We start from the raw sequence: 17,678 nt of genomic DNA, 5'->3' as shown, positions 1-17,678 counted from the left end.
CCGGTTTCATGCCGCTGGGGCATGGCTGGTATCGTTGCCCGTTGGCGTGTGGAAGTACGTCGAGCCCTGGGTCTCAACCGGCCGCCGGGAACCGCTCGACCGCACGCCGTGGCTGGCAACACCGACTACAGACAGGGAACCACTGTGCCTACGTACAGCCCCAAGGCGGGTGACGTGACCCGTAAGTGGTACGTCATCGACGCCACTGACGTAGTGCTCGGCCGTCTCGCCGTCCAGGCAGCGAATCTGCTGCGCGGCAAGACCAAGCCGACCTACGCGCCGAACTTCGATGGTGGCGACTTCGTCATCATCATCAACGCCGACAAGGTTGCCATCTCCGGCAACAAGAAGGCGGACAAGCTGATCCACCACCACAGCGGACACCCGGGCGGCCTCAAGTCGCGCACTGTCGGTCAGGTGTTGGAGTCGCGGCCCGATCGTCTCGTGGAGAAGGCCGTCAAGGGCATGATCCCGAAGAACAAGCTCGGCAACGCCATCGCGGGCAAGCTGAAGGTCTACGCGGGCCCGACGCATCCGCATGCCGCTCAGCAGCCCATTCCGTTCGAGATCAAGCAGGTGGCCCAGTGACCGCTCCTGAGGAATTCAACGAGTCCGACGAATACACAGCCGAGGACGCCAACGTCGAGGTCGTCGACGAGGACTACGGCTACGAGGCCGAGCCCGCCGCCTACGCCCCGATCGTGATCGACCGCCCGGTGCAGACCGTCGGTCGCCGCAAGGAGGCCGTCGTTCGCGTGCGCCTGCTGCCGGGTGCCGGCAACTTCGTGCTCAACGGCCGCACCATCGAGGACTACTTCCCGAACAAGGTGCACCAGCAGCTGGTCAAGTCGCCGCTGGTGACCGTCGAGCGGACCGAGTCCTTCGACATCCACGCGCGTCTCGTCGGCGGTGGCCCCTCGGGCCAGGCCGGTGCGCTGCGTCTGGCCATCGCCCGTGCGCTCATCGAGGTCACCCCGGACGACCGTCCCGCCCTGAAGCGGGCCGGCTTCCTGACGCGTGACCCGCGTGCTACCGAGCGTAAGAAGTACGGCCTCAAGAAGGCCCGTAAGGCGCCGCAGTACTCGAAGCGCTGATTTTGGCTACGTCGGCCACCGTCATCCGCCACCCTGGAGGTGTCGGAGGCGGTACGGTCGGCGGGGCACCTGTGCGAGAGCAGGCTCCCAGCACGGCTGGGCGCCTGCTCTCGTGCTGTATCTATTTGCGGCGTTTGCGGGGACTTGCGTGGTTACGCGGGCTGCCGCCTCTGTGCCCGTCGCGCACGCCGCGGATCTACGATGAGGGGCGAGGGTAGTGGGACGTTTGTTCGGCACCGACGGAGTCCGTGGGCTTGCCAATGAATCGCTGAGTCCGGAACTGGCGCTGCGGGTTTCCGGTGCCGCCGCGCAGATCCTGAGTCGCGGCAAGGAGCGCGCGCTCGCCGTGGTCGGTCGCGATCCACGCGCCAGCGGTGAGATGCTCGAGGCCGCGGTCACCGCGGGTCTGACCGCCGCAGGCGTGAATGTGCTTTCGGTAGGTGTACTTCCGACTCCGGCCGTGGCGTATCTGACCGGTCTGTACGACGCCTGCCTCGGCGTCATGATCTCGGCCTCGCACAATCCCATGCCGGACAACGGAATCAAGATCTTCGCGGCCGGCGGGCACAAGCTCGACGACGCGATCGAGGACCGGATCGAGGCGTTGATCGCCGAAGATGCGACGCTTCGGCCCATCGGTGCGGGGATCGGTCGCGTGCTGAACGCTTCCGGTGCCCGCGATCACGGGCTGGTGATCCCGAATCGATACAGCGAGGCGGGCACGCACGAGCGGTACGTCGAGCATCTGGTCGAGGCGACCGGACAGGACCTGTCCGGGCTGACCGTCGTCGTCGACTGTGCGCACGGCGCGGCCTCCGAGGTCGGACCCGCGGCCTACCGAGCGGCCGGTGCGACGGTCATCGCGATCAATGCCGAACCGGACGGCCTCAACATCAATGATGGTTGCGGCTCAACGCATCTCGAACAAATTCAGCACGCGGTACGCGAGCACGGCGCCGACCTCGGCATCGCACACGACGGCGACGCCGACCGCACGTTGGCCGTCGATGCCGAGGGCGCCGTCGTCGACGGTGACGCGATCCTGGCCATCCTCGCGCTTGCCATGCACGAGACCGGTTCGCTCGTCCAGAACACGCTGGTCGGCACGGTCATGAGCAATCTGGGTCTGCACATCGCGATGCGCGAAGCCGGAATCACCTTGCGCACCACCGCCGTCGGCGACCGGTATGTCCTCGAGGAGTTGCGTCGCGGCGGCTACAACCTCGGCGGTGAACAGTCCGGCCACGTGGTTTTCCCCGACTACGGCACCACCGGCGACGGCATCCTCACCGGATTGAAACTGATGGCTCGTATGGCGCAAACCGGCCGCACGCTGGCCGATTTGGCTGCGGTGCTGCAGACCGTGCCACAGGTGCTGGTGAACGTCCCGGTTACCGACAAGGCAACGGTCGCCGCCGCCCCCGAAATCCGCGAGGCGGTAGCGGAAGCCGAACGAGCTCTCGGGGACTCCGGGCGAATCCTGTTGCGCCCCAGTGGAACCGAGCAACTGGTTCGGGTGATGGTCGAGGCGACCGACCCGGTTCAAGCCCAGCAACTGGCCGACGATCTGGCCAAGCGTGTAGCCGCGGTGTAGTTGGGGCAGCGGCACGATCGGCCGCACGTCCTGGCCGCTTCGGGGGGCGGGCAGGTACGAGGCCCGAAGGTTCGCTGCACGGCGAGTTGTCCACAGGGAATCGGTTATCCACAGACTTTCTGTCTGTGCTGGTCGGGCACCGAGGGCGAGGTTCGGTTTCGCCGATAGTTGGCGTATGCGACCAGGCCTGGAAGAAGTACGGGACAAGCAATTCGGGGTGTTCACCTCATGGCAGGTGCTATGTGAGTACACCCGCACAGAGATGCGAAATTTACTCGACCGAGGCGAATGGGTCCGAGTCTTCCGCGGCGTCTTCCGCGAAGCGACCACTTCGCCCTCCGCCCAACTCCGCGTCGAAGCGGCCCGGCTATCCATGGGAGTGCCAACCCTGACCGCCGCCTATCACACCGCCGCCGAATTGCACGGTTTCCCAACACCGCACAGCCAACCCACCCATGTACTGGGCATCCAGGATTCGCGCTCCCGCCGCCTGATCGTCCATCGTGACCGTGTCGACAAGGCCGAACTAGAACTGATCCACGGCATAGTCACCACCAACCCCACCCGAACCGCAATCGACATAGCTCGCACAGCGCCCCGCCCCGAAGCCCTTGCCACCCTGGAATCCGCACTGCGCCTTGGCATCTCCCGTGCAGCCCTCACCACTGAACTCGAACGCCACCACAGACGCCGCGGCTACACCCGAGCCGCCGAACTGCTCCCCCTGGCGGCCTCGCACTGTCCGCCCGTCAGCACCGCACCGAACGATCCCGCCCCGACCCTGGTCCCACGGCGTCCCCGGTTGTGCGCCCATGAGGCGCGGCTCTGCAGGCGGCATCCACAGTTGACCGGGCAGCAACCCGACCCGATCAGTCGCGGAAATCATCTAGCTTTCGGTGAGGTGGCCGTTGTTCATGTGCCAGCGGCGGGTTGCGGTGACCGAGTCGAGCATGCGGCGGTCGTGGGTGACCAGCAGCATTGTGCCTTCGAAGGATTCGATGGCCTGCTCGAGTTGTTCGATGGCGGGTAGGTCGAGGTGGTTGGTCGGTTCGTCGAGGACCAGCAGGTTGACGCCGCGGGCTTGGAGCAGCGCGAGTGCGGCGCGGGTGCGCTCGCCGGGGGAGAGGGTTTCGCAGGACCGCAGGACATGTGGGCCGCGGAGGCCGAATTTGGCCAGCAGGGTGCGGACCTCGGCATCCGGCCAGTCGGGCATTTCGGCGCTGAAAGTTTCCGCGAGGGCGGCACTTCCGCTGAAGAGCCCGCGCGCCTGGTCGACCTCGCCGATTTCGACGCCGGAGCCGAGTGTGGCAGTTCCGTTGTCCGGCTGAATTTTTCCGAGCAGCAGAGCCAGAAGTGTGGATTTACCCGAACCATTGGCGCCGGTCAGCACGATGCGGTCGGCCCAGTCGACCTGGGTGGTGATCGGGCCGAGTTCGAAATCCCCTCGGTTGAGGGTGGCATTCGCCAAAGTGGCGACCACCGAGCCGCTGCGCGGCGCCGCCGCAATGGACATGCGCAGCTCCCACTCCTTGCGCGGCTCCTCGACCACATCCAGACGTTCGATGCGCCGTTGGGTCTGGCGTGCCTTGGCGGCCTGCTTCTCGGTGGATTCGGCGCGCATCTTGCGGCCCGCCTTGTCGGAATCGACCTTCTTTGGGTCGCGTGCCTTTCGGCGAGCATTGCGAACGCCGTGTTCGAGCCAGTTGCGCTGCATTTGGGCGCGGGCCTCGAGCCCGGCCTTGGTGTCAGCGTACTCCTCGTAGGCCTCGCGCGCGTGCTGGCGGGAGATCTCACGCTCCATCAGATACGCCTCGTAGCCGCCGTCGTAGATCCCCACCTGCTGCTGCGCGAGATCGAGTTCGACAATGCGATTCACGGTGCGTGCCAAGAACTCTCGGTCGTGACTGATCACCATCAGCGGCACCCGCACGCCGGTCACGAACTGTTCCAGCCGGGCGAGACCATCGAGATCCAGGTCGTTCGTCGGCTCGTCGAGCAGCAGAATGTCGAAGCGGGACAGCAGAACCGAAGCGAGTCCGGCGCGGGCTGCCTGGCCGCCCGAGAGGCCGGTCATCGTGGTATCCAGGTCGTTCGGCAGGCTATCCGCGAGACCGAGATCCGCCGCGACCTCCTCGGCCCGCTGGTCCAGATCGGCGCCGCCGAGCGCGAGCCAGCGTTCCAGGGCCGGCGAATATTCGTCCGCACCGCCGTCGGCCAAACGCTCTGCCGCGGCATCCATGCTCCGCTGTGCATCGGCGACGCCTGTTCGGCGGCCGAGGAATTCGAGCACCGTCTCCCCGGGGATCCGCTCGGGCTCCTGCGCCAAGTACCCGACGGTGGCGTCGGGCGGGGACAGCGTGATGCTGCCGGTTGGTGTCGATCGTTTCGCGAGCATGCGCAGCAGCGTCGACTTGCCCGCACCGTTCATGCCGACCAAACCGATTACATCACCCGGCGCCAGGGTGAAATCGAGGTCGGCGAACAGGGTGCGTTCGCCGTGGCCCGCGGAGAGTCCGCGCGCGTGCAGAGTGGTGCTCACCAGCATGAGTCTGCCGTGTCCGTGCCGCACCGCCACCGCCGGGTCTGGTCGGCGCTCGGGGTTGCACCCTGAGTCCGCGGCCTGCGGAAATCAGGGTCGGGATAGGTCATCCGACCGATGTGAAGCGCTGTTTTCCCGGGCAGAGTCGATGTAGTACCGAACATCACCAGAGAGGGAACACAATGACCGCCCCCGCGCCCACCCGCCGACTCACCCGCTCCACCCACGACAAGTGGATCGCCGGCGTCTGCGGTGGTATCGCCGAATACTTCGGCTGGAACGCCAACGTCGTCCGGTTGCTGTTCGTCCTGTCCTGCTTGCTCCCGGGCCCGCAGTTCGTCGTGTATCTGGTGCTGTGGCTGATCATTCCGAAAAAGTGATTGTCCCCAATAGTTAGGGCGGGGAGCTGCGTTCGGGACTCGCGGATGACACTATGGACCGGTACCCACCGATCGACCGCCGTGTCACCCAGGCGAGTCCCGACCAGGAGGAGTCATGATCACCTCAGGTGAATTCCCGGGCATGGATCTACCCGGCGTCGACGCATCCTCCTCCCTGGACGGCCTCGGTGAAGTCGAACTGCACCACCCGACCCAGGATATCGACGGCGATGGCACCCTCGACACCGTCACCACCACTGGCCCCGAGGCAATGCAGGTGTGGACCGACTGGGACCACGATGGCATCGCCGACCAGGTCACCGTGGTAGAGAAGGACGGCGATTACTCCGCGTGGGAGTTCCATCGGCATCCGGACGGGACTTCCGAGTGGGTGCGGACCGATCAGGGGAAGATCGGGCACTAGCCGCTGAGCGGCCTCTCGTTGTCGGCCCGGCCCTGTTCTCGGGGTCGGGCCGTACTCATCGCATCGACCAATTCACTGTCGACTCCGTCTCGACACGTTCGTCCTCTGTGCGAAATCCAATTACACTGTCCGACAACGGCCCCCACGACCCAGCCCCTTCGAGGGGCGACTCGGCCGCAGGCTGCAATGATCTGCGCGCTTCATGTGCGGATCATTGGAACCTGTGGAACGAATCCCCTGTCGGCCGTACTCGGGCCGACCGGTTCTTCTGCGACGCGTCGATGGTTGTTGTAGCCGATAGACCCACCCAGTAGATTTCTGCGCATACGAATTCGGCCGATCGACCCGATGGAACCGAATCCCGCCCGTACGCGTCGAAGGAAGTAGGGCAAGTACTCGGCGCGAGCTGGATCGCCGCCGGACGATCGGACGACAGGACTGGAGGGGCCTTACCGATGACCGATTCGAGCCAGATGTTGGGCGTCAAGACCGGGGAACTGGGTCAGTTCGGCAGCGATCTGCAGCTGTCTGCGGCTGTGGTGACGAACAGCGCCAAGCGGGTATCCGACAATATGTTCGGCGACGGGGATGCGGGGCGTAACTACGGAACCCAGGGAAAAGCAATCCATAGCGGGTTGGAAAATGTCGTGAAATGGCTGAAAGCCTGGGGCTCGGCGGGTGCGGCTATCGGCGATACCGTGGGTGCGGCCAGCATAGTCTATTCCGATACCGACAAAGAGAATGCGGACAAGACCAAAAATGCTTAGTCATATGCCCGGGCTGGCGGTTTCGACGAGCAGGGAGTCATAGCATGGCGGATACAACGTCACCGGACCTGAGTGGTAAGAATGTCGATGCAATTCTTGATACCGGATCGTCGGGACTCCAGTTCTTTGCGCAGTTGATCGAGCGGTATGAGAAGGCGTTCGGGCATGACCCCAGCTCGACCTTGAATCAGATCTACGCCAGGTATGACGAACAGCGTGGTATGAACCTGGAAAAGTTGGCCAATACGGCCACCGCACTTCGTTCAACGCTCAATGAGGCTGATACTCAGTGGGATACGCAGTATGCGCTGTCGCAGAAGTTGGACACGATATGGCAGGGGCAGGCGGCTGGAGCTGCGAAGTACATGTTCGGACAGCAGCTCACGATGGCCGAGGAGGACCGACGTAAGGCCAGGGCCGCGCTCGATGCAATTACGACCGTGGTGCCGAAACTGCGGTCGGCGGTTCAATCGAAGGCTGATCACGTCCATGAACTGGCGAGCAGCTCCGGTGAAGTGAAGGTCGATGGCAAGTCTCCCTCGGATATCGACGAGATAATCAAAGGTGCCAATACCGGCTGGTCGGACTTTTCGTGGGAGGATGTGGGAATCACATACGCCTACGGCACTCCTACTTTCGGGGTGGGTAGTGTAATCGCAGGTGCTAAGTTGGTTTTCGATCGAGAATCGACCAAGAAGGTCAGCCGCAAGTGGCTCGATGACGTTTTCAAAAAGAAATTCGAGGACACGCTGACCAACTTCGTGGACAAGTGCAACTCGACCGATACGGCGATAAAAGAGGCGTACCCGTTGCTGGTCAAGGCCATGGAGGAGTTGGACAGCAACCCTTATCCACGCCCGCAAGGGACCGCCACGGACAAGACGCCATCGAACAACAACAATCCCACCACCAACAACTCCACCACGGCTTCGTCGACCCCCGGCCCCGGAACGACCCCGAGCACGAATACCTCGACGCCTACGACCACAACGACGGCAACGACGCCCACCACTACCACCACGGCTACGACGCCCACCACTACCACCACGGCGAGCAACCTCCTGTCCGGGCTGTCTTCCCTTACCTCTGCGGCATCGCAATTGACGTCACTCGCTCAGACCGTCGGTCAAGGACTCACCTCTCTGGGCACTTCGATCAAGGACGGGATCGATAATGCGGTGCAGGAGATCGAAAAGACGCTCGATCCGACGAGTACTGAAGACAAGGATGGCGACGGCAAGCCGGATGACAACAGTTCGGGCGCCGAGTTCGATTTGGGCGGAAAGCATTTGAAGTTCGAGATGGGCCAGGACGGACAGTTGAAACTCGTCTCGACCGATGCCGACGGAAAGTCGCATGAGTACAGCCTGAAGCTGGACGAGAACGGTGCACCGGTTATCTCGGACACCGAGGTCGAGAAGGAAGGCGAAGACGCTGGGGGCGCTTCCTCGGACAACTCGCAGCAGGAGGAGGGCACGGGAACTCCGGGCACAACCTCCGGCGTGCCTACCGGAACGGGCACCAAGCGGGAAGAGGACGGCGAGCACATGCCCGACCCGGCTCTTACCGGCACCGAGGAAGAGAAACCCGAGCAACCCTTCGATAGTGGGGCGCAACTCGCCGAGGCCGGCCCGCTCTAGCAAGTGGATGCGACTAGTGGAGGTGCAGGATGGCGAATTACTCGGAAGAGATCGAGCGGATATTCGAAGAGCACGACCGCCGGTCTCGGATGCTGCGCGAGGAACTCGTGGAGATCGAGCAGCGAAGCGCAGCGCGGGGACGCGACTTCGTTGAACAAATGAACGAAGAAATGCGCACGTTCTGGGAAGACCACGCTGAGGAGTTGGGGAAGGCACAGGCGGAGGCGGAGGAGCGAGAACGTCGCGAGACCGAGGCTCGTGCTGAGCAGGAACGCCTCGCCGCCGAGGCACGGGAGCAGCGCGAGGCGATCGCGCGGTCGATCGCGGCCCGCAAAGCTCACAATGTCGTCACACCGATCGATGAGGACGACGATCCTGAGTCCGAGTACTACCGCCGCAAGAGCTGGTTGATCTGAGGATTGTCGGGGTCTACCAGCGGTCTTCTTCGGCCTGCCGGAGGCGTTGGGTTGTTTGGTCGATCCAGGTGGTGAAGTGGGTGGCCAGGGTGGTGGGGGTGGTGGGGCGGACGGTTATGTGTTGGGAGCGGTGTTCGGTGTAGCGGCCGTCGTTGGTTATGTCGTGCCATTGGACGGTGGTCAGGGGGGTGGTGAGTTTGTTGGCGGGGCCGGTGTGGAGGAGGGCGGAGCCGCCGCCGTCGGCGGGGCGGTTGAGCAGGCGTTGGTAGCGCTCGCGGGGGGAGTTGCGGGTGACGCTTTCGAGGTGGCCGTTGGATCGGCCGTAGATGTCGTCGGGGTGGAAGGTGGCGGCTGGGTTGGTGCCTGGGGCGCAGGGAGGGAGGGAACTGGTGAGTTGGGCGGGGAGGTGGTCTACGGGGAACAGGCGGCAGCGGATGGGGCCATTGGTTTCGCCGAAGGTGGCTTGGGCCAGTGACATGGCGTGGTGGTCGGTGCGGGCGCCGACGATTCGGTAGACGCGGACGCCGCCGACCGGGTTCTTGTGTTGGGTTGTCCCGCCGAAGATTTGGATGCGGATAGTCGAGGCGGTGAGAGTGTGCAGGGCGAGTTGGATCTCCTCGAGTTCGTCGGAGGAGTAGCGCTCGCGCATGGTGACCCGGTGGGTATCGAAGTCGTCGCGGTAGGCGAAACGGCTGGTGAAGCGGAGTGGATTGGGGAAGCGGTCGTTCGCGAGGCTGAACCATAGTGCGGCGAAATCGTCCGACTCCCAAGTCCATTCAGCCATCTGGAGATTCCAATCGATCGTGCGGGTGGTTCGTGACGGGTGCGGCGCGTCCGTTTGCGTTTCTGACCAATAGGTTTCGGCCGCGGTGGGCTCGCCGCCCCGCATGGACGATCCCGGCCGGCGTCGAACGCGGCCGGAGGGTGGTGTGCGGCGGTCAGGTGCGGGCCGGCGGGGGTGGCGATTCCGGATCTTCGCCGATCACGCCGCCGGGGAGGGTGCGCGCGATCTCGCCGAGCAGTTCTTCGGTATTGGCGGCATTGACGAGGTAGTCCGGTATCTGATGGGTGCTCTCCTCATCGGACTTGCCGCGGCCCGCGCCGGCGCCCATACCGCCCATTCCCATTCCGCTGCGTCCGGTCGAGGTGGACGTAGTGGCCGCTGCCGCAGCGGGATTGGTCGTAATCATGCCGGGTGCGCCGGATACGGAGCGGCCGGGACTCGGCGACGTCGAGGTGTAACTGCCGGGCGAACCCGTGCCGGTCGGGGTGGAACTCGGGGTTGTCGCGGTGGTCGGCGTTGTCGCGGTTGTGGTGCTCGGTGTCGTCGTAGTCGGTGTCGTCGCAGTCGGTATCGTCGATGTCGTGGTGCTCGGGTTCGTCGAGCTCGCGGTGGTATCTGTCGGGTTGGTGTCCGTGGACGTGGTCTCTTCGGGAGACTTGCCCTCGGATTCGGTCCCGTCCTTGGTCTCGCCGCCAGTCGAGGTGCCGCCTGTCGGGCCCCCGGAGGTCCCGCCGGGACCTGACGATCCCGGTTCGTTGCCGCCGGATTTGATCGGTCCGGAGATGTCCAGCGGATTGGTCGGGTCGAGTGCGGTGGGCAGCACGGGAATTCGTCCGTCGAACTCGGCGAATTTGTTCACGTAGTTGGTGAGCATGGCGTTGCGGGCGCCCGCGGTCGCCTCGTTCATGGTGTTCTCTTCCTCGTGGGCGCGGGGCGGCCAGACATTCGCGGTCCAGGAGTGATGGTTGGCTTCCGGAATTCCGTTGGCGACGTTGCGGACTCCGTCGGCGGCGGCTTCCATGTCGTTCGACATCTGGGTGATCAATGGCGTCAGCTCGTGGGCGCTGGTGACGTAGCGGTTGATCGCGTCTTTGGCTTTATCTGCGGCCGAGCCCTCCCACGCTTCGGCGATCGAGCCCTGGACGGATCGGGCGAAAGTCTCCAGACCCTGGTCCCATTGGGTGGCCACGTTGGAGTAGGTCATGGCCGCACCGTGGGCATTCTTCGGATCCAGCGGCTTGAACGCTTCCTCGATTTCGGTACGTTCCCAATGGAATACGTTCTCCCCGTGCGGGGGGATTCTCGTGGGCTCATTGCCTGACATCGAATCGCCCCTTCCTTACAGCCCTGGCCAGGAGAAGATCTTCGGCGTCGCCGGGGCCTGCTGCGGCAGGTTCGCCGCTCCCATCAGGCGACCCCCACACTCCGTCGACACAACAGCCTCAACCGCGAAAACGGACCCAAAACCACGAGCTTCCCCCTGCTGACCATGTGGTACTCCCCGTTCGCCGGATGTCGATGACATCGAACAGGGCCGGACCGGCTCCCCGCCCCCTATTCAGCTGGATCGACCGTACCGAGCGGTCGACCACCGTGCAAGCGCCGCACAACCGGTCGTCCACGGCCCGAACTACCCGGAATGCCAACGGTTCGTTGACAGTCCGCAGCCCATCGCTCTGCCGTCACAGTGGAATCGGAATCCGGTTCCATCAACTGGCGATAGGCCCCCTGACCACCCACTGGGCCCTCCCGCGAATCCTCGTCGGCGCCGTCCTCCTCAACACCCTCCTCGGCCCCTCCCCGCCGACCTGGTCATCCCCGACATCGCCGACCCGCACTTGCACAACCCGGCCTGGCCCCCGCATGCCAAATTCCACGACACGCAATACATCGGCATGGGCGCACTCATCGGCGCGATCTGGCGGTCCTATGGCGCCGAACGGGGAACATGCGCGCCCAATTCTTCGCAGCTGCCGCACTCGGATCGGTCACCTGGCTGGCCATGTGGGGCACGCTGCGCTCGACGGCCTCCGGCCATGATCACTTGCGCAACAACTGCGCGAGTTGTATGACCGAGAGCTTGGGCTTCTCCTCTTCACGCGGCGCTTCCGGATCGACAACGGTGGCGTGCGGGATTACCGCTTCCGGATCGGAAAACGCCGCATATGTCTTATCGCGCAACAGTTTGTGCAGCAGAAACCCGGTGAGCAGCGCCCGCGTCGTCCGCGCGGTCTTGGCTTCGTGCTTGCCTACCCCCAACGCCGCCAACGCGCGGCGCCCTTCGACAATGCCGTTGTGCGACGCCCCGTCGACCGCCCGCAGCACCACCGGCCCGGCCCACGCGGCGGTCAGCGGGATCGCATTCGAGCTGACCGATTCGATATCGGTCGTCCCCGCTACCACCAAAGCGGGCGTGTCGATATCCGGTGCGATGGTCTCGGCGGACGGCGCGGTCGGCGCCGGGTAGAGGGCGGCAACCGCGGCAACGCGACGCTGTCCGGCGGCGATCACCGCAGCGCCCGCGCCCATGCCGTGCCCGGCCAGCGCCAGCCGGTCCGGATGCACGCTGATCGCACCGTCACCGAGCCGGACGCTGGCGCAGATATCGAGCGTGGTGAGCAGATCGGTGGCCAATCCGAGGTGTGACGGAATCGGCCCGCGCTCGGTATCCGGGGCCGCGGCCACAACACCCCAGGACGCCAGGTGTTCGAGCGTGGCGCGATAGTTGGCGGCGCCGGTCAGCCAGCCGTGGCCGAATGCGACCGCGGGTAGATTCAGTCCGGACTCCGGGGTGAACACCACGCCGGGCTGACCGGCGATGGCGAGATTGCCGCGCAGTACGCGGTGGGGCCCCCGCCTGGTCAGGGTACTCAGGAGTGATTTCACAGACGCCGACACGACGTGAACGTTATCCGATAAGTACTCTGGTGAGCCATGTGCGGAATCGTGGGGTACGTCGGATACCGGGACGCTCTCGGCGTTGTCGTTGACGCGTTGCGCCGCATGGAATATCGAGGATACGACTCCGCGGGCGTCGCGATCCTGGATGGCATGGGCGTGTTGGCGGTGGAACGCAAGGCCGGCAAACTGGCCAACCTCGAGGCCGAACTCGCCGATGTGGGGGCCGACCACTTCGCGGGCACCACCGGCATGGGACACACCCGCTGGGCCACCCACGGAGCGCCGACCGACCGCAACGCCCATCCACACCGCGACATCACCAACAAGGTGGCCGTGGTGCACAACGGCATCATCGAGAACTTCGCCCCGCTGCGCCGGGAGCTCGAAGACGCCGGCGTCGAGCTGAGCAGTGACACCGACACCGAGGTCGCCGTGCACCTGGTGGCGCGCGCGTACGCCGAAGGCCCCACCGCGGGTGATTTCGCGGCGAGCGCGCTGGCCGTGCTGCGTCGGCTGGAGGGTGCGTTCACGCTGGTCTTCACCCATGCCGACCACCCGGACGTCATTGTCGCCGCACGTCGCTCGACACCGCTGGTCGTCGGTGTCGGCAAGGGCGAGATGTTCATCGCCTCGGACGTCACCGCATTCATCGAGCACACCCGCGAGGCCGTCGAACTCGGCCAGGACCAGGCCGTCGTGATCACCGCCGACACCTACACGGTCACCGACTTCGCCGGCAATGACGGATCGGCGCGCACTCGCCCATTCACCATCGACTGGGATCTGGCCGCCGCCGAGAAGGGCGGGCACGACTTCTTCATGCTGAAGGAGATCGAGGAACAGCCCGCCGGTGTCGCCGACACGCTGATCGGCCACTTCACCCATGACGAGGCCGGTGGCCGGATCGTGCTGGACGAGCAGCGCCTCGCCGATCAGGAACTGCGGGACTTCGACAAGGTATTCGTCGTCGCCTGCGGCAGTTCCTATCACGCCGGACTGTTGGCCAAGTACGCGATCGAGCACTGGACCCGGCTGCCCGTCGAGGTCGAGCTGGCCAGCGAATTCCGTTATCGAGACCCGGTTTTGGACCGTTCGACACTGGTGGTGGCGATCTCGCAGTCGGGTGAGACCGCCGACACCCTCGAGGCGGTGCGGCACGCGAAGGAGCAGAAGGCGCGCGTGCTCGCCATCTGCAATACCAATGGCGCACAGATTCCGCGTGAGTCCGATGCGGTGCTCTACACCAGGACCGGACCGGAGATCGGTGTCGCGTCCACCAAGGCGTTCCTTGCGCAGGTTGCGGCGAACTACCTGGTCGGGCTGGCCCTGGCGCAGGCGCGCGGCACCAAGTATCCGGATGAGGTCGCCCGCGAGTTCGCCGAACTCGAGGCGATGCCGCACCTGGTGCAGCAGGTACTGGAGACCGCGCCGCAGGTGCGCGCGATCGCCAGGGAGCTGGCGCATGTGCCGACCGTGCTGTTCCTCGGCCGACACGTCGGCTATCCGGTGGCGTTGGAGGGTGCGCTCAAGCTCAAAGAACTCGCGTACATGCACGCCGAGGGCTTCGCGGCGGGTGAGCTCAAGCACGGCCCGATCGCGCTGATCGAGGAGGGGCTGCCGGTGATCATCGTCATGCCCTCACCCAAGGGGCGCGCAGTACTGCACTCGAAGCTGCTGAGCAATATCCGTGAGATCCAGGCCCGCGGCGCCCGCACCATCGTGATCGCCGAGGAGGGCGACGACACGGTGCGCCCGTTCGCCGACGATCTCATCGAAATCCCATCGGCGCCAACGCTTTTCCAGCCGTTGCTATCGACCGTTCCGCTGCAGATCTTTGCCGCCGAGGTGGCTCAGGCGCGCGGCTACGACATCGACAAGCCGCGCAACCTGGCCAAGTCCGTCACCGTCGAATAGCGCCCGGTCGATCGATTCAGCGGTGCCTTGCCCGCCCGACCAGTCCGGTCTCGCGAGATGGCGCACAGCTAGTGATGGCCTCGCGCAGGGTAGAGCCGGTGCGAGGTCATCACCAGGTGTGCGACAGCTCGCGTCCAGAGCGCCACTGGTGCCGGAGCCTATGGGGTGCTCGGTGGAGAGAATTGGGGTGGCCTGTTCGGCAGGGCGGCTCGGTAGTCGACCGCGCGGTGAAATGGTTCACGGGGGACGGCTCCGCTGTGGCATCGGAGAACCGGTGGTATGCCGATTGCGGCGTGGGTTCGGCGGGACAGTCGTAACGGCCCCGAGCTATCGACCCGCGCCCCACCCACGACACCGCCCTGTCCAGCGCTCTGAGCCAAGCCGCCGCCGACCCTGAACTGGCCCCATTGGTCGCCGCTGTCGAAGCGATGAACACCAACGCGGCCCGCGGCACCCGAATTCCGCAGGCATAGCGGTTCATTCGGTGCATCGGTGATTGTCGAAATGTCCGGCCGCGCTCGACCTGGATGCTCGTCACATGTGCGGGCTGCCATGCAGACAGTGGTCCGAATCGCGCCTGCGCGGTTCACTTGGTGCTCTGGTTGATCGGCGCGATGATCTGGTCGCGCGTTGGCCTGTATTCCCATTGCGGTGCGTGCTGCGACGCGGACAAGTGGTCCGAATCTCGCCGGGGCGGGTCAAAGGGTGCGCCGGTCAACCTCATGCTCGGCACGGGAGGGTGTATCGAGTGTCGTGAAAGGCAAGCAATGCCGATGTGCTGGCTGGGCCGTCTGCGCGGATCGAGCTACTCGACGGTGACGGTGCCGCGCATCTGGGGGTGCAGGGAGCACAGGTAGCGGTAGGTGCCGGGGGCGAAGAAGGTGTAGCTCCATTCGCCCTTGTCGAAGATCGGGCTGTTGATGCCCATGGCCTTATCGCCGATGCCCTGGACGGTGTGCGGGACGGAGTCCTTGAACTTCCAGGTCACGGTCTCGCCGACCTTGACGGTGACATCGGCGGGGGAGAACTTCATATCCGTGACATCGACGGTGACGGCGGCGGATTTCGAATCGCCGGACCTGGTCGTCGTCGGCTGGCCGGCCTTCGCGGTGGTCGATGCGGCAGTCGAGTTCGTATCACTGGAGCCGCAGCCTGCCAGCAGTAGTGTCGCGGCCAGGACGAATCCGGTTGCGATCCGGGTGGACATCGCGCGGCGCACCATCGGCATGACGGCCAAGCGTAGTCTGCTGACGGTGCGGGCCCGCGCGGCGCCATGACGTTGCCGCTTCGGCTTGTCTCGTACGAGCAGAACCGCAGTGCCCGATCGACGCAGTGGAGGCGAGCGTTCATGTCCAGCCAGCGAGGCTACTTCACCGCCGATGAAGTGCGCGCCGCCGAGGCCGAGCTGTTCACCCGTGTCCCCGAGGGCATGCCCATGAATCGGGCGGCCTACGGGTTGGCGAGGGTGGCCGCGAGCGAATTGCGTGCGCGGACCAGCGGCATCGCGGGTAGGTCGGTGCTGCTGCTCGTTGGCTCCGGTGATAACGGCGGCGACGTGCTATGGGCCGGATCAATGCTGCGTCGCCGCGGCGTCGCCGTGACCGCTCTGCTGCTGAATCCGGAACGCGCCCACGCGAAAGGCCTTGCCGCACTGCGCAAGGCAGGTGGCCGGATCCGAAATGCGTCGGACGTATTGCGCACCGATGGTGCGAGTTCGACCACGTCAGGCGACGCCGGATCGATTCCCGCCGAGGCGGCCAGCGCGATGGGGGTGAGTTCCGTTGAGCCAGCTGGCGCGACGGGCTCGAACTTCGCTGGGGCGGGTGGCGCGACGAGGGCAAGTTCCCTTGGACGGGGCGCGGTCAGGTCGAGTCCCGCCGGATCGGCTGACAGCGCTGGATCGAGTGGCGCCGGATCGAGTGGCGCCGGATCGAGTGGCGCTGGATCGAGCCTGGATGAAACTGGCTTGGGCGCACCCGACCTGGTGATCGATGGCATCGTAGGTATCTCCGGCCACGGCCCGCTGCGCCCGATGGCCGCGGAAATCGTTGCCGCTCTGAATGTTCCGATCATCGCCGCCGATCTGCCGAGCGGGGTCGATCCGGACACCGGCGCGGTGACCGGCCCGGCGGTCCGAGCCGAGGTCACGGTCGCCTTCGGCGCATACAAGCCGGTACATGCCTTGGCCGCGCCCTACTGTGGCCGAGTCGAACTGGTGCCCATCGGTTTACGGCTTCCCGAACCGAATCTCGCAGCGCTGGAACCTGCGGAGATCGGTGCGCGGTGGCCGATCCCGGGACCCGCAGACGACAAATACACCCAGGGCGTCACCGGCATCTGCGCGGGCAGCGCAACCTATCCCGGCGCAGCCGTGCTGTGCGCAGGTGCCGCCGTCGCGGCCACCTCCGGTATGGTCCGCTACGCCGGAACCGGTGCGGCCGAGGTCCTCGACCATTTCCCCGAAGTCATTGCCGCCCAGACCATCTCCTCCACCGGCCGAGTGCAGTCCTGGGTCTTCGGCCCCGGCACGGGCACCGACACCGATGCCCACAAGCGACTCGCCGAAATCCTCGCCACCGACCTGCCCGTCGTCGTCGACGCCGACGGCCTCACCTTGCTCGCCGCCGATCCCGACCTAATCCGCGGCCGCACCGCCGCGACCGTATTGACCCCGCACGCAGGCGAATTCGCCCGCCTGACCGGGCACGAAGTCGGCCAGGACCGGGTGGCCGCGGTCCACGAGCTCGCCGAATCCTGGCAACTCACCGTCCTGCTCAAAGGCCGAGCCACCCTTGTCGCGACGCCGGGCCGCCCTGTCCTCGTCAATGAGGCGGGGGGTTCCTGGGCCGCCACCGCCGGCGCGGGTGACGTCCTCTCCGGCATCATCGGCGCCCTCCTCGCTGCGGGCTACGATCCCGCCTGGTCCGCCGCGGCTGCCGCCCGCGTCCACGCCCTCGCCGCCAACCTCGCCGCCCACGAAAGCCACCCATCCGCCGCCCCCACCTCCGCATCACCGCTCCTCGACCACCTGCGTCCAGCAATCCGCATATTGCGCACGCTTGCGGCGAAGTGAGGTGCGCTGCCCGGACCGCACTTTTATTTCCGCATCGACGCCCCTGCGAGACGTGCTGGTCTCGGCGGGGCGTCCGGGCATCCGAGTCCTACCTACGCTCGCATCCAAGCGCCCCTGCCCCTCGCCGTTGGGCCATGAACCGACGCCCTCGC

General features: G+C 65.5%; 17 protein-coding genes and 1 pseudogene. 12 read left to right on the top strand and 6 right to left on the bottom strand.

The genetic code is table 11. The annotated features are described in order from the left end of the window. The first annotated feature begins 144 nt into the window (after positions 1-144). From rplM to glmM, 3 genes are all read left to right on the top strand, one after another. Positions 145-588 carry a 50S ribosomal protein L13 gene (rplM, locus tag ACQPXH_RS29200; protein ID WP_040686710.1) on the top strand — a complete coding sequence of 148 codons (444 nt, stop codon included), beginning with the start codon at positions 145-147 and terminating at the stop codon, positions 586-588. Then, positions 585-1,094 (top strand): 30S ribosomal protein S9, encoded by a 510-nt coding sequence (gene rpsI / locus ACQPXH_RS29195; RefSeq protein WP_433599654.1) that lies wholly within the window; start codon positions 585-587, stop codon positions 1,092-1,094. Before rplM ends, rpsI begins: the two co-directional genes overlap by 4 nt. Positions 1,095-1,311: 217 nt before the next feature. Then, the gene (gene glmM, locus ACQPXH_RS29190; protein WP_433599653.1) at positions 1,312-2,688 is read left to right on the top strand and encodes a phosphoglucosamine mutase; all 1,377 of its coding nucleotides are present in this window, start codon (positions 1,312-1,314) and stop codon (positions 2,686-2,688) included. A 526-nt stretch (positions 2,689-3,214) separates the two neighbouring features. On the opposite strand, the gene ACQPXH_RS29185 is transcribed toward glmM, so the two are convergent. Then, positions 3,215-3,427, bottom strand: a complete 213-nt coding sequence (locus ACQPXH_RS29185; protein ID WP_433599652.1) for a hypothetical protein — start codon at positions 3,425-3,427, stop codon at positions 3,215-3,217. A gap of 147 nt (positions 3,428-3,574) precedes the next feature. Next, positions 3,575-5,233, bottom strand: coding sequence for an ABC-F family ATP-binding cassette domain-containing protein (locus ACQPXH_RS29180; RefSeq protein ID WP_433603618.1), 1,659 nt, complete (start codon positions 5,231-5,233; stop codon positions 3,575-3,577). 176 nt (positions 5,234-5,409) lie between these two features. Here ACQPXH_RS29180 and ACQPXH_RS29175 point away from each other — a divergent pair, with 176 nt between their 5' ends. From ACQPXH_RS29175 to ACQPXH_RS29155, 5 genes are all read left to right on the top strand, one after another. After that, complete coding sequence (locus ACQPXH_RS29175) at positions 5,410-5,607, top strand: PspC domain-containing protein (protein ID WP_040686696.1); 198 nt, start codon at positions 5,410-5,412, stop codon at positions 5,605-5,607. A gap of 115 nt (positions 5,608-5,722) precedes the next feature. Next, the gene (locus ACQPXH_RS29170) at positions 5,723-6,031 is read left to right on the top strand and encodes a DUF6802 family protein (protein ID WP_387293825.1); all 309 of its coding nucleotides are present in this window, start codon (positions 5,723-5,725) and stop codon (positions 6,029-6,031) included. Positions 6,032-6,486: 455 nt separating this feature from the next. Beyond that, positions 6,487-6,798 carry a hypothetical protein gene (locus ACQPXH_RS29165; protein ID WP_433599651.1) on the top strand — a complete coding sequence of 104 codons (312 nt, stop codon included), beginning with the start codon at positions 6,487-6,489 and terminating at the stop codon, positions 6,796-6,798. A 44-nt stretch (positions 6,799-6,842) separates the two neighbouring features. Further along, positions 6,843-8,438 carry a hypothetical protein gene (locus ACQPXH_RS29160; RefSeq protein ID WP_433599650.1) on the top strand — a complete coding sequence of 532 codons (1,596 nt, stop codon included), beginning with the start codon at positions 6,843-6,845 and terminating at the stop codon, positions 8,436-8,438. Positions 8,439-8,527: 89 nt separating this feature from the next. Next, positions 8,528-8,854, top strand: coding sequence for a hypothetical protein (locus ACQPXH_RS29155; protein ID WP_433599649.1), 327 nt, complete (start codon positions 8,528-8,530; stop codon positions 8,852-8,854). Between the two features lie 13 nt (positions 8,855-8,867). On the opposite strand, the gene ACQPXH_RS29150 is transcribed toward ACQPXH_RS29155, so the two are convergent. Both ACQPXH_RS29150 and ACQPXH_RS29145 read right to left on the bottom strand, forming a co-directional pair. Continuing rightward, positions 8,868-9,638, bottom strand: coding sequence for an ESX secretion-associated protein EspG (locus ACQPXH_RS29150; protein ID WP_433599648.1), 771 nt, complete (start codon positions 9,636-9,638; stop codon positions 8,868-8,870). Positions 9,639-9,792: 154 nt separating this feature from the next. Then, positions 9,793-10,962: a WXG100 family type VII secretion target gene (locus ACQPXH_RS29145; protein WP_433599647.1), complete on the bottom strand. Its 1,170-nt coding sequence runs from the start codon at positions 10,960-10,962 to the stop codon at positions 9,793-9,795. 199 nt (positions 10,963-11,161) lie between these two features. Here ACQPXH_RS29145 and ACQPXH_RS29140 point away from each other — a divergent pair, with 199 nt between their 5' ends. Continuing rightward, entirely contained in the window at positions 11,162-11,710 is a 549-nt protein-coding gene (locus ACQPXH_RS29140; protein WP_433603617.1) for a DUF6640 family protein, read from the top strand. On the opposite strand, the gene ACQPXH_RS29135 is transcribed toward ACQPXH_RS29140, so the two are convergent. Beyond that, complete coding sequence (locus ACQPXH_RS29135) at positions 11,679-12,536, bottom strand: dienelactone hydrolase family protein (RefSeq protein ID WP_433599646.1); 858 nt, start codon at positions 12,534-12,536, stop codon at positions 11,679-11,681. The genes ACQPXH_RS29140 and ACQPXH_RS29135 overlap by 32 nt on opposite strands. A gap of 36 nt (positions 12,537-12,572) precedes the next feature. On the opposite strand from ACQPXH_RS29135, the gene glmS reads away from it, so the two are divergent. Then, complete coding sequence (gene glmS, locus ACQPXH_RS29130) at positions 12,573-14,453, top strand: glutamine--fructose-6-phosphate transaminase (isomerizing) (protein ID WP_433599645.1); 1,881 nt, start codon at positions 12,573-12,575, stop codon at positions 14,451-14,453. A gap of 805 nt (positions 14,454-15,258) precedes the next feature. Here glmS and ACQPXH_RS29125 read toward each other — a convergent pair. Next, complete coding sequence (locus ACQPXH_RS29125; protein ID WP_433599644.1) at positions 15,259-15,681, bottom strand: plastocyanin/azurin family copper-binding protein; 423 nt, start codon at positions 15,679-15,681, stop codon at positions 15,259-15,261. Positions 15,682-15,882: 201 nt separating this feature from the next. Here ACQPXH_RS29125 and ACQPXH_RS29120 point away from each other — a divergent pair. Continuing rightward, a pseudogene (locus ACQPXH_RS29120) lies at positions 15,883-16,242 on the top strand (NAD(P)H-hydrate epimerase); the annotation flags it as partial. Then, entirely contained in the window at positions 16,219-17,526 is a 1,308-nt protein-coding gene (locus ACQPXH_RS29115; RefSeq protein ID WP_433603616.1) for an NAD(P)H-hydrate dehydratase, read from the top strand. The pseudogene ACQPXH_RS29120 and the gene ACQPXH_RS29115, both read left to right, overlap by 24 nt. Positions 17,527-17,678 lie beyond the last annotated feature (152 nt).

It is taken from the genome of Nocardia sp. CA-135953, assembly GCF_050955735.1.
GTDB lineage: Bacteria > Actinomycetota > Actinomycetes > Mycobacteriales > Mycobacteriaceae > Nocardia.
This window is presented reverse-complemented; position numbering and strand designations above follow the sequence as displayed.

What these genes read in the sequence shown, in the direction of transcription:
- ACQPXH_RS29180 (WP_433603618.1), bottom strand. Translation starts at nt 5,233, where the DNA reads ATGCTGGTGAGCACCACTCTGCACGCGCGCGGACTCTCCGCGGGCCAC.
- ACQPXH_RS29175 (WP_040686696.1), top strand. Translation starts at nt 5,410, where the DNA reads ATGACCGCCCCCGCGCCCACCCGCCGACTCACCCGCTCCACCCACGAC.
- ACQPXH_RS29170 (WP_387293825.1), top strand. Translation starts at nt 5,723, where the DNA reads ATGATCACCTCAGGTGAATTCCCGGGCATGGATCTACCCGGCGTCGAC.
- ACQPXH_RS29165 (WP_433599651.1), top strand. Translation starts at nt 6,487, where the DNA reads ATGACCGATTCGAGCCAGATGTTGGGCGTCAAGACCGGGGAACTGGGT.
- ACQPXH_RS29160 (WP_433599650.1), top strand. Translation starts at nt 6,843, where the DNA reads ATGGCGGATACAACGTCACCGGACCTGAGTGGTAAGAATGTCGATGCA.
- ACQPXH_RS29155 (WP_433599649.1), top strand. Translation starts at nt 8,528, where the DNA reads ATGCTGCGCGAGGAACTCGTGGAGATCGAGCAGCGAAGCGCAGCGCGG.
- ACQPXH_RS29150 (WP_433599648.1), bottom strand. Translation starts at nt 9,638, where the DNA reads ATGGCTGAATGGACTTGGGAGTCGGACGATTTCGCCGCACTATGGTTC.
- ACQPXH_RS29145 (WP_433599647.1), bottom strand. Translation starts at nt 10,962, where the DNA reads ATGTCAGGCAATGAGCCCACGAGAATCCCCCCGCACGGGGAGAACGTA.
- glmS (WP_433599645.1), top strand. Translation starts at nt 12,573, where the DNA reads ATGTGCGGAATCGTGGGGTACGTCGGATACCGGGACGCTCTCGGCGTT.
- ACQPXH_RS29125 (WP_433599644.1), bottom strand. Translation starts at nt 15,681, where the DNA reads ATGCCGATGGTGCGCCGCGCGATGTCCACCCGGATCGCAACCGGATTC.
- ACQPXH_RS29115 (WP_433603616.1), top strand. Translation starts at nt 16,219, where the DNA reads ATGGGGGTGAGTTCCGTTGAGCCAGCTGGCGCGACGGGCTCGAACTTC.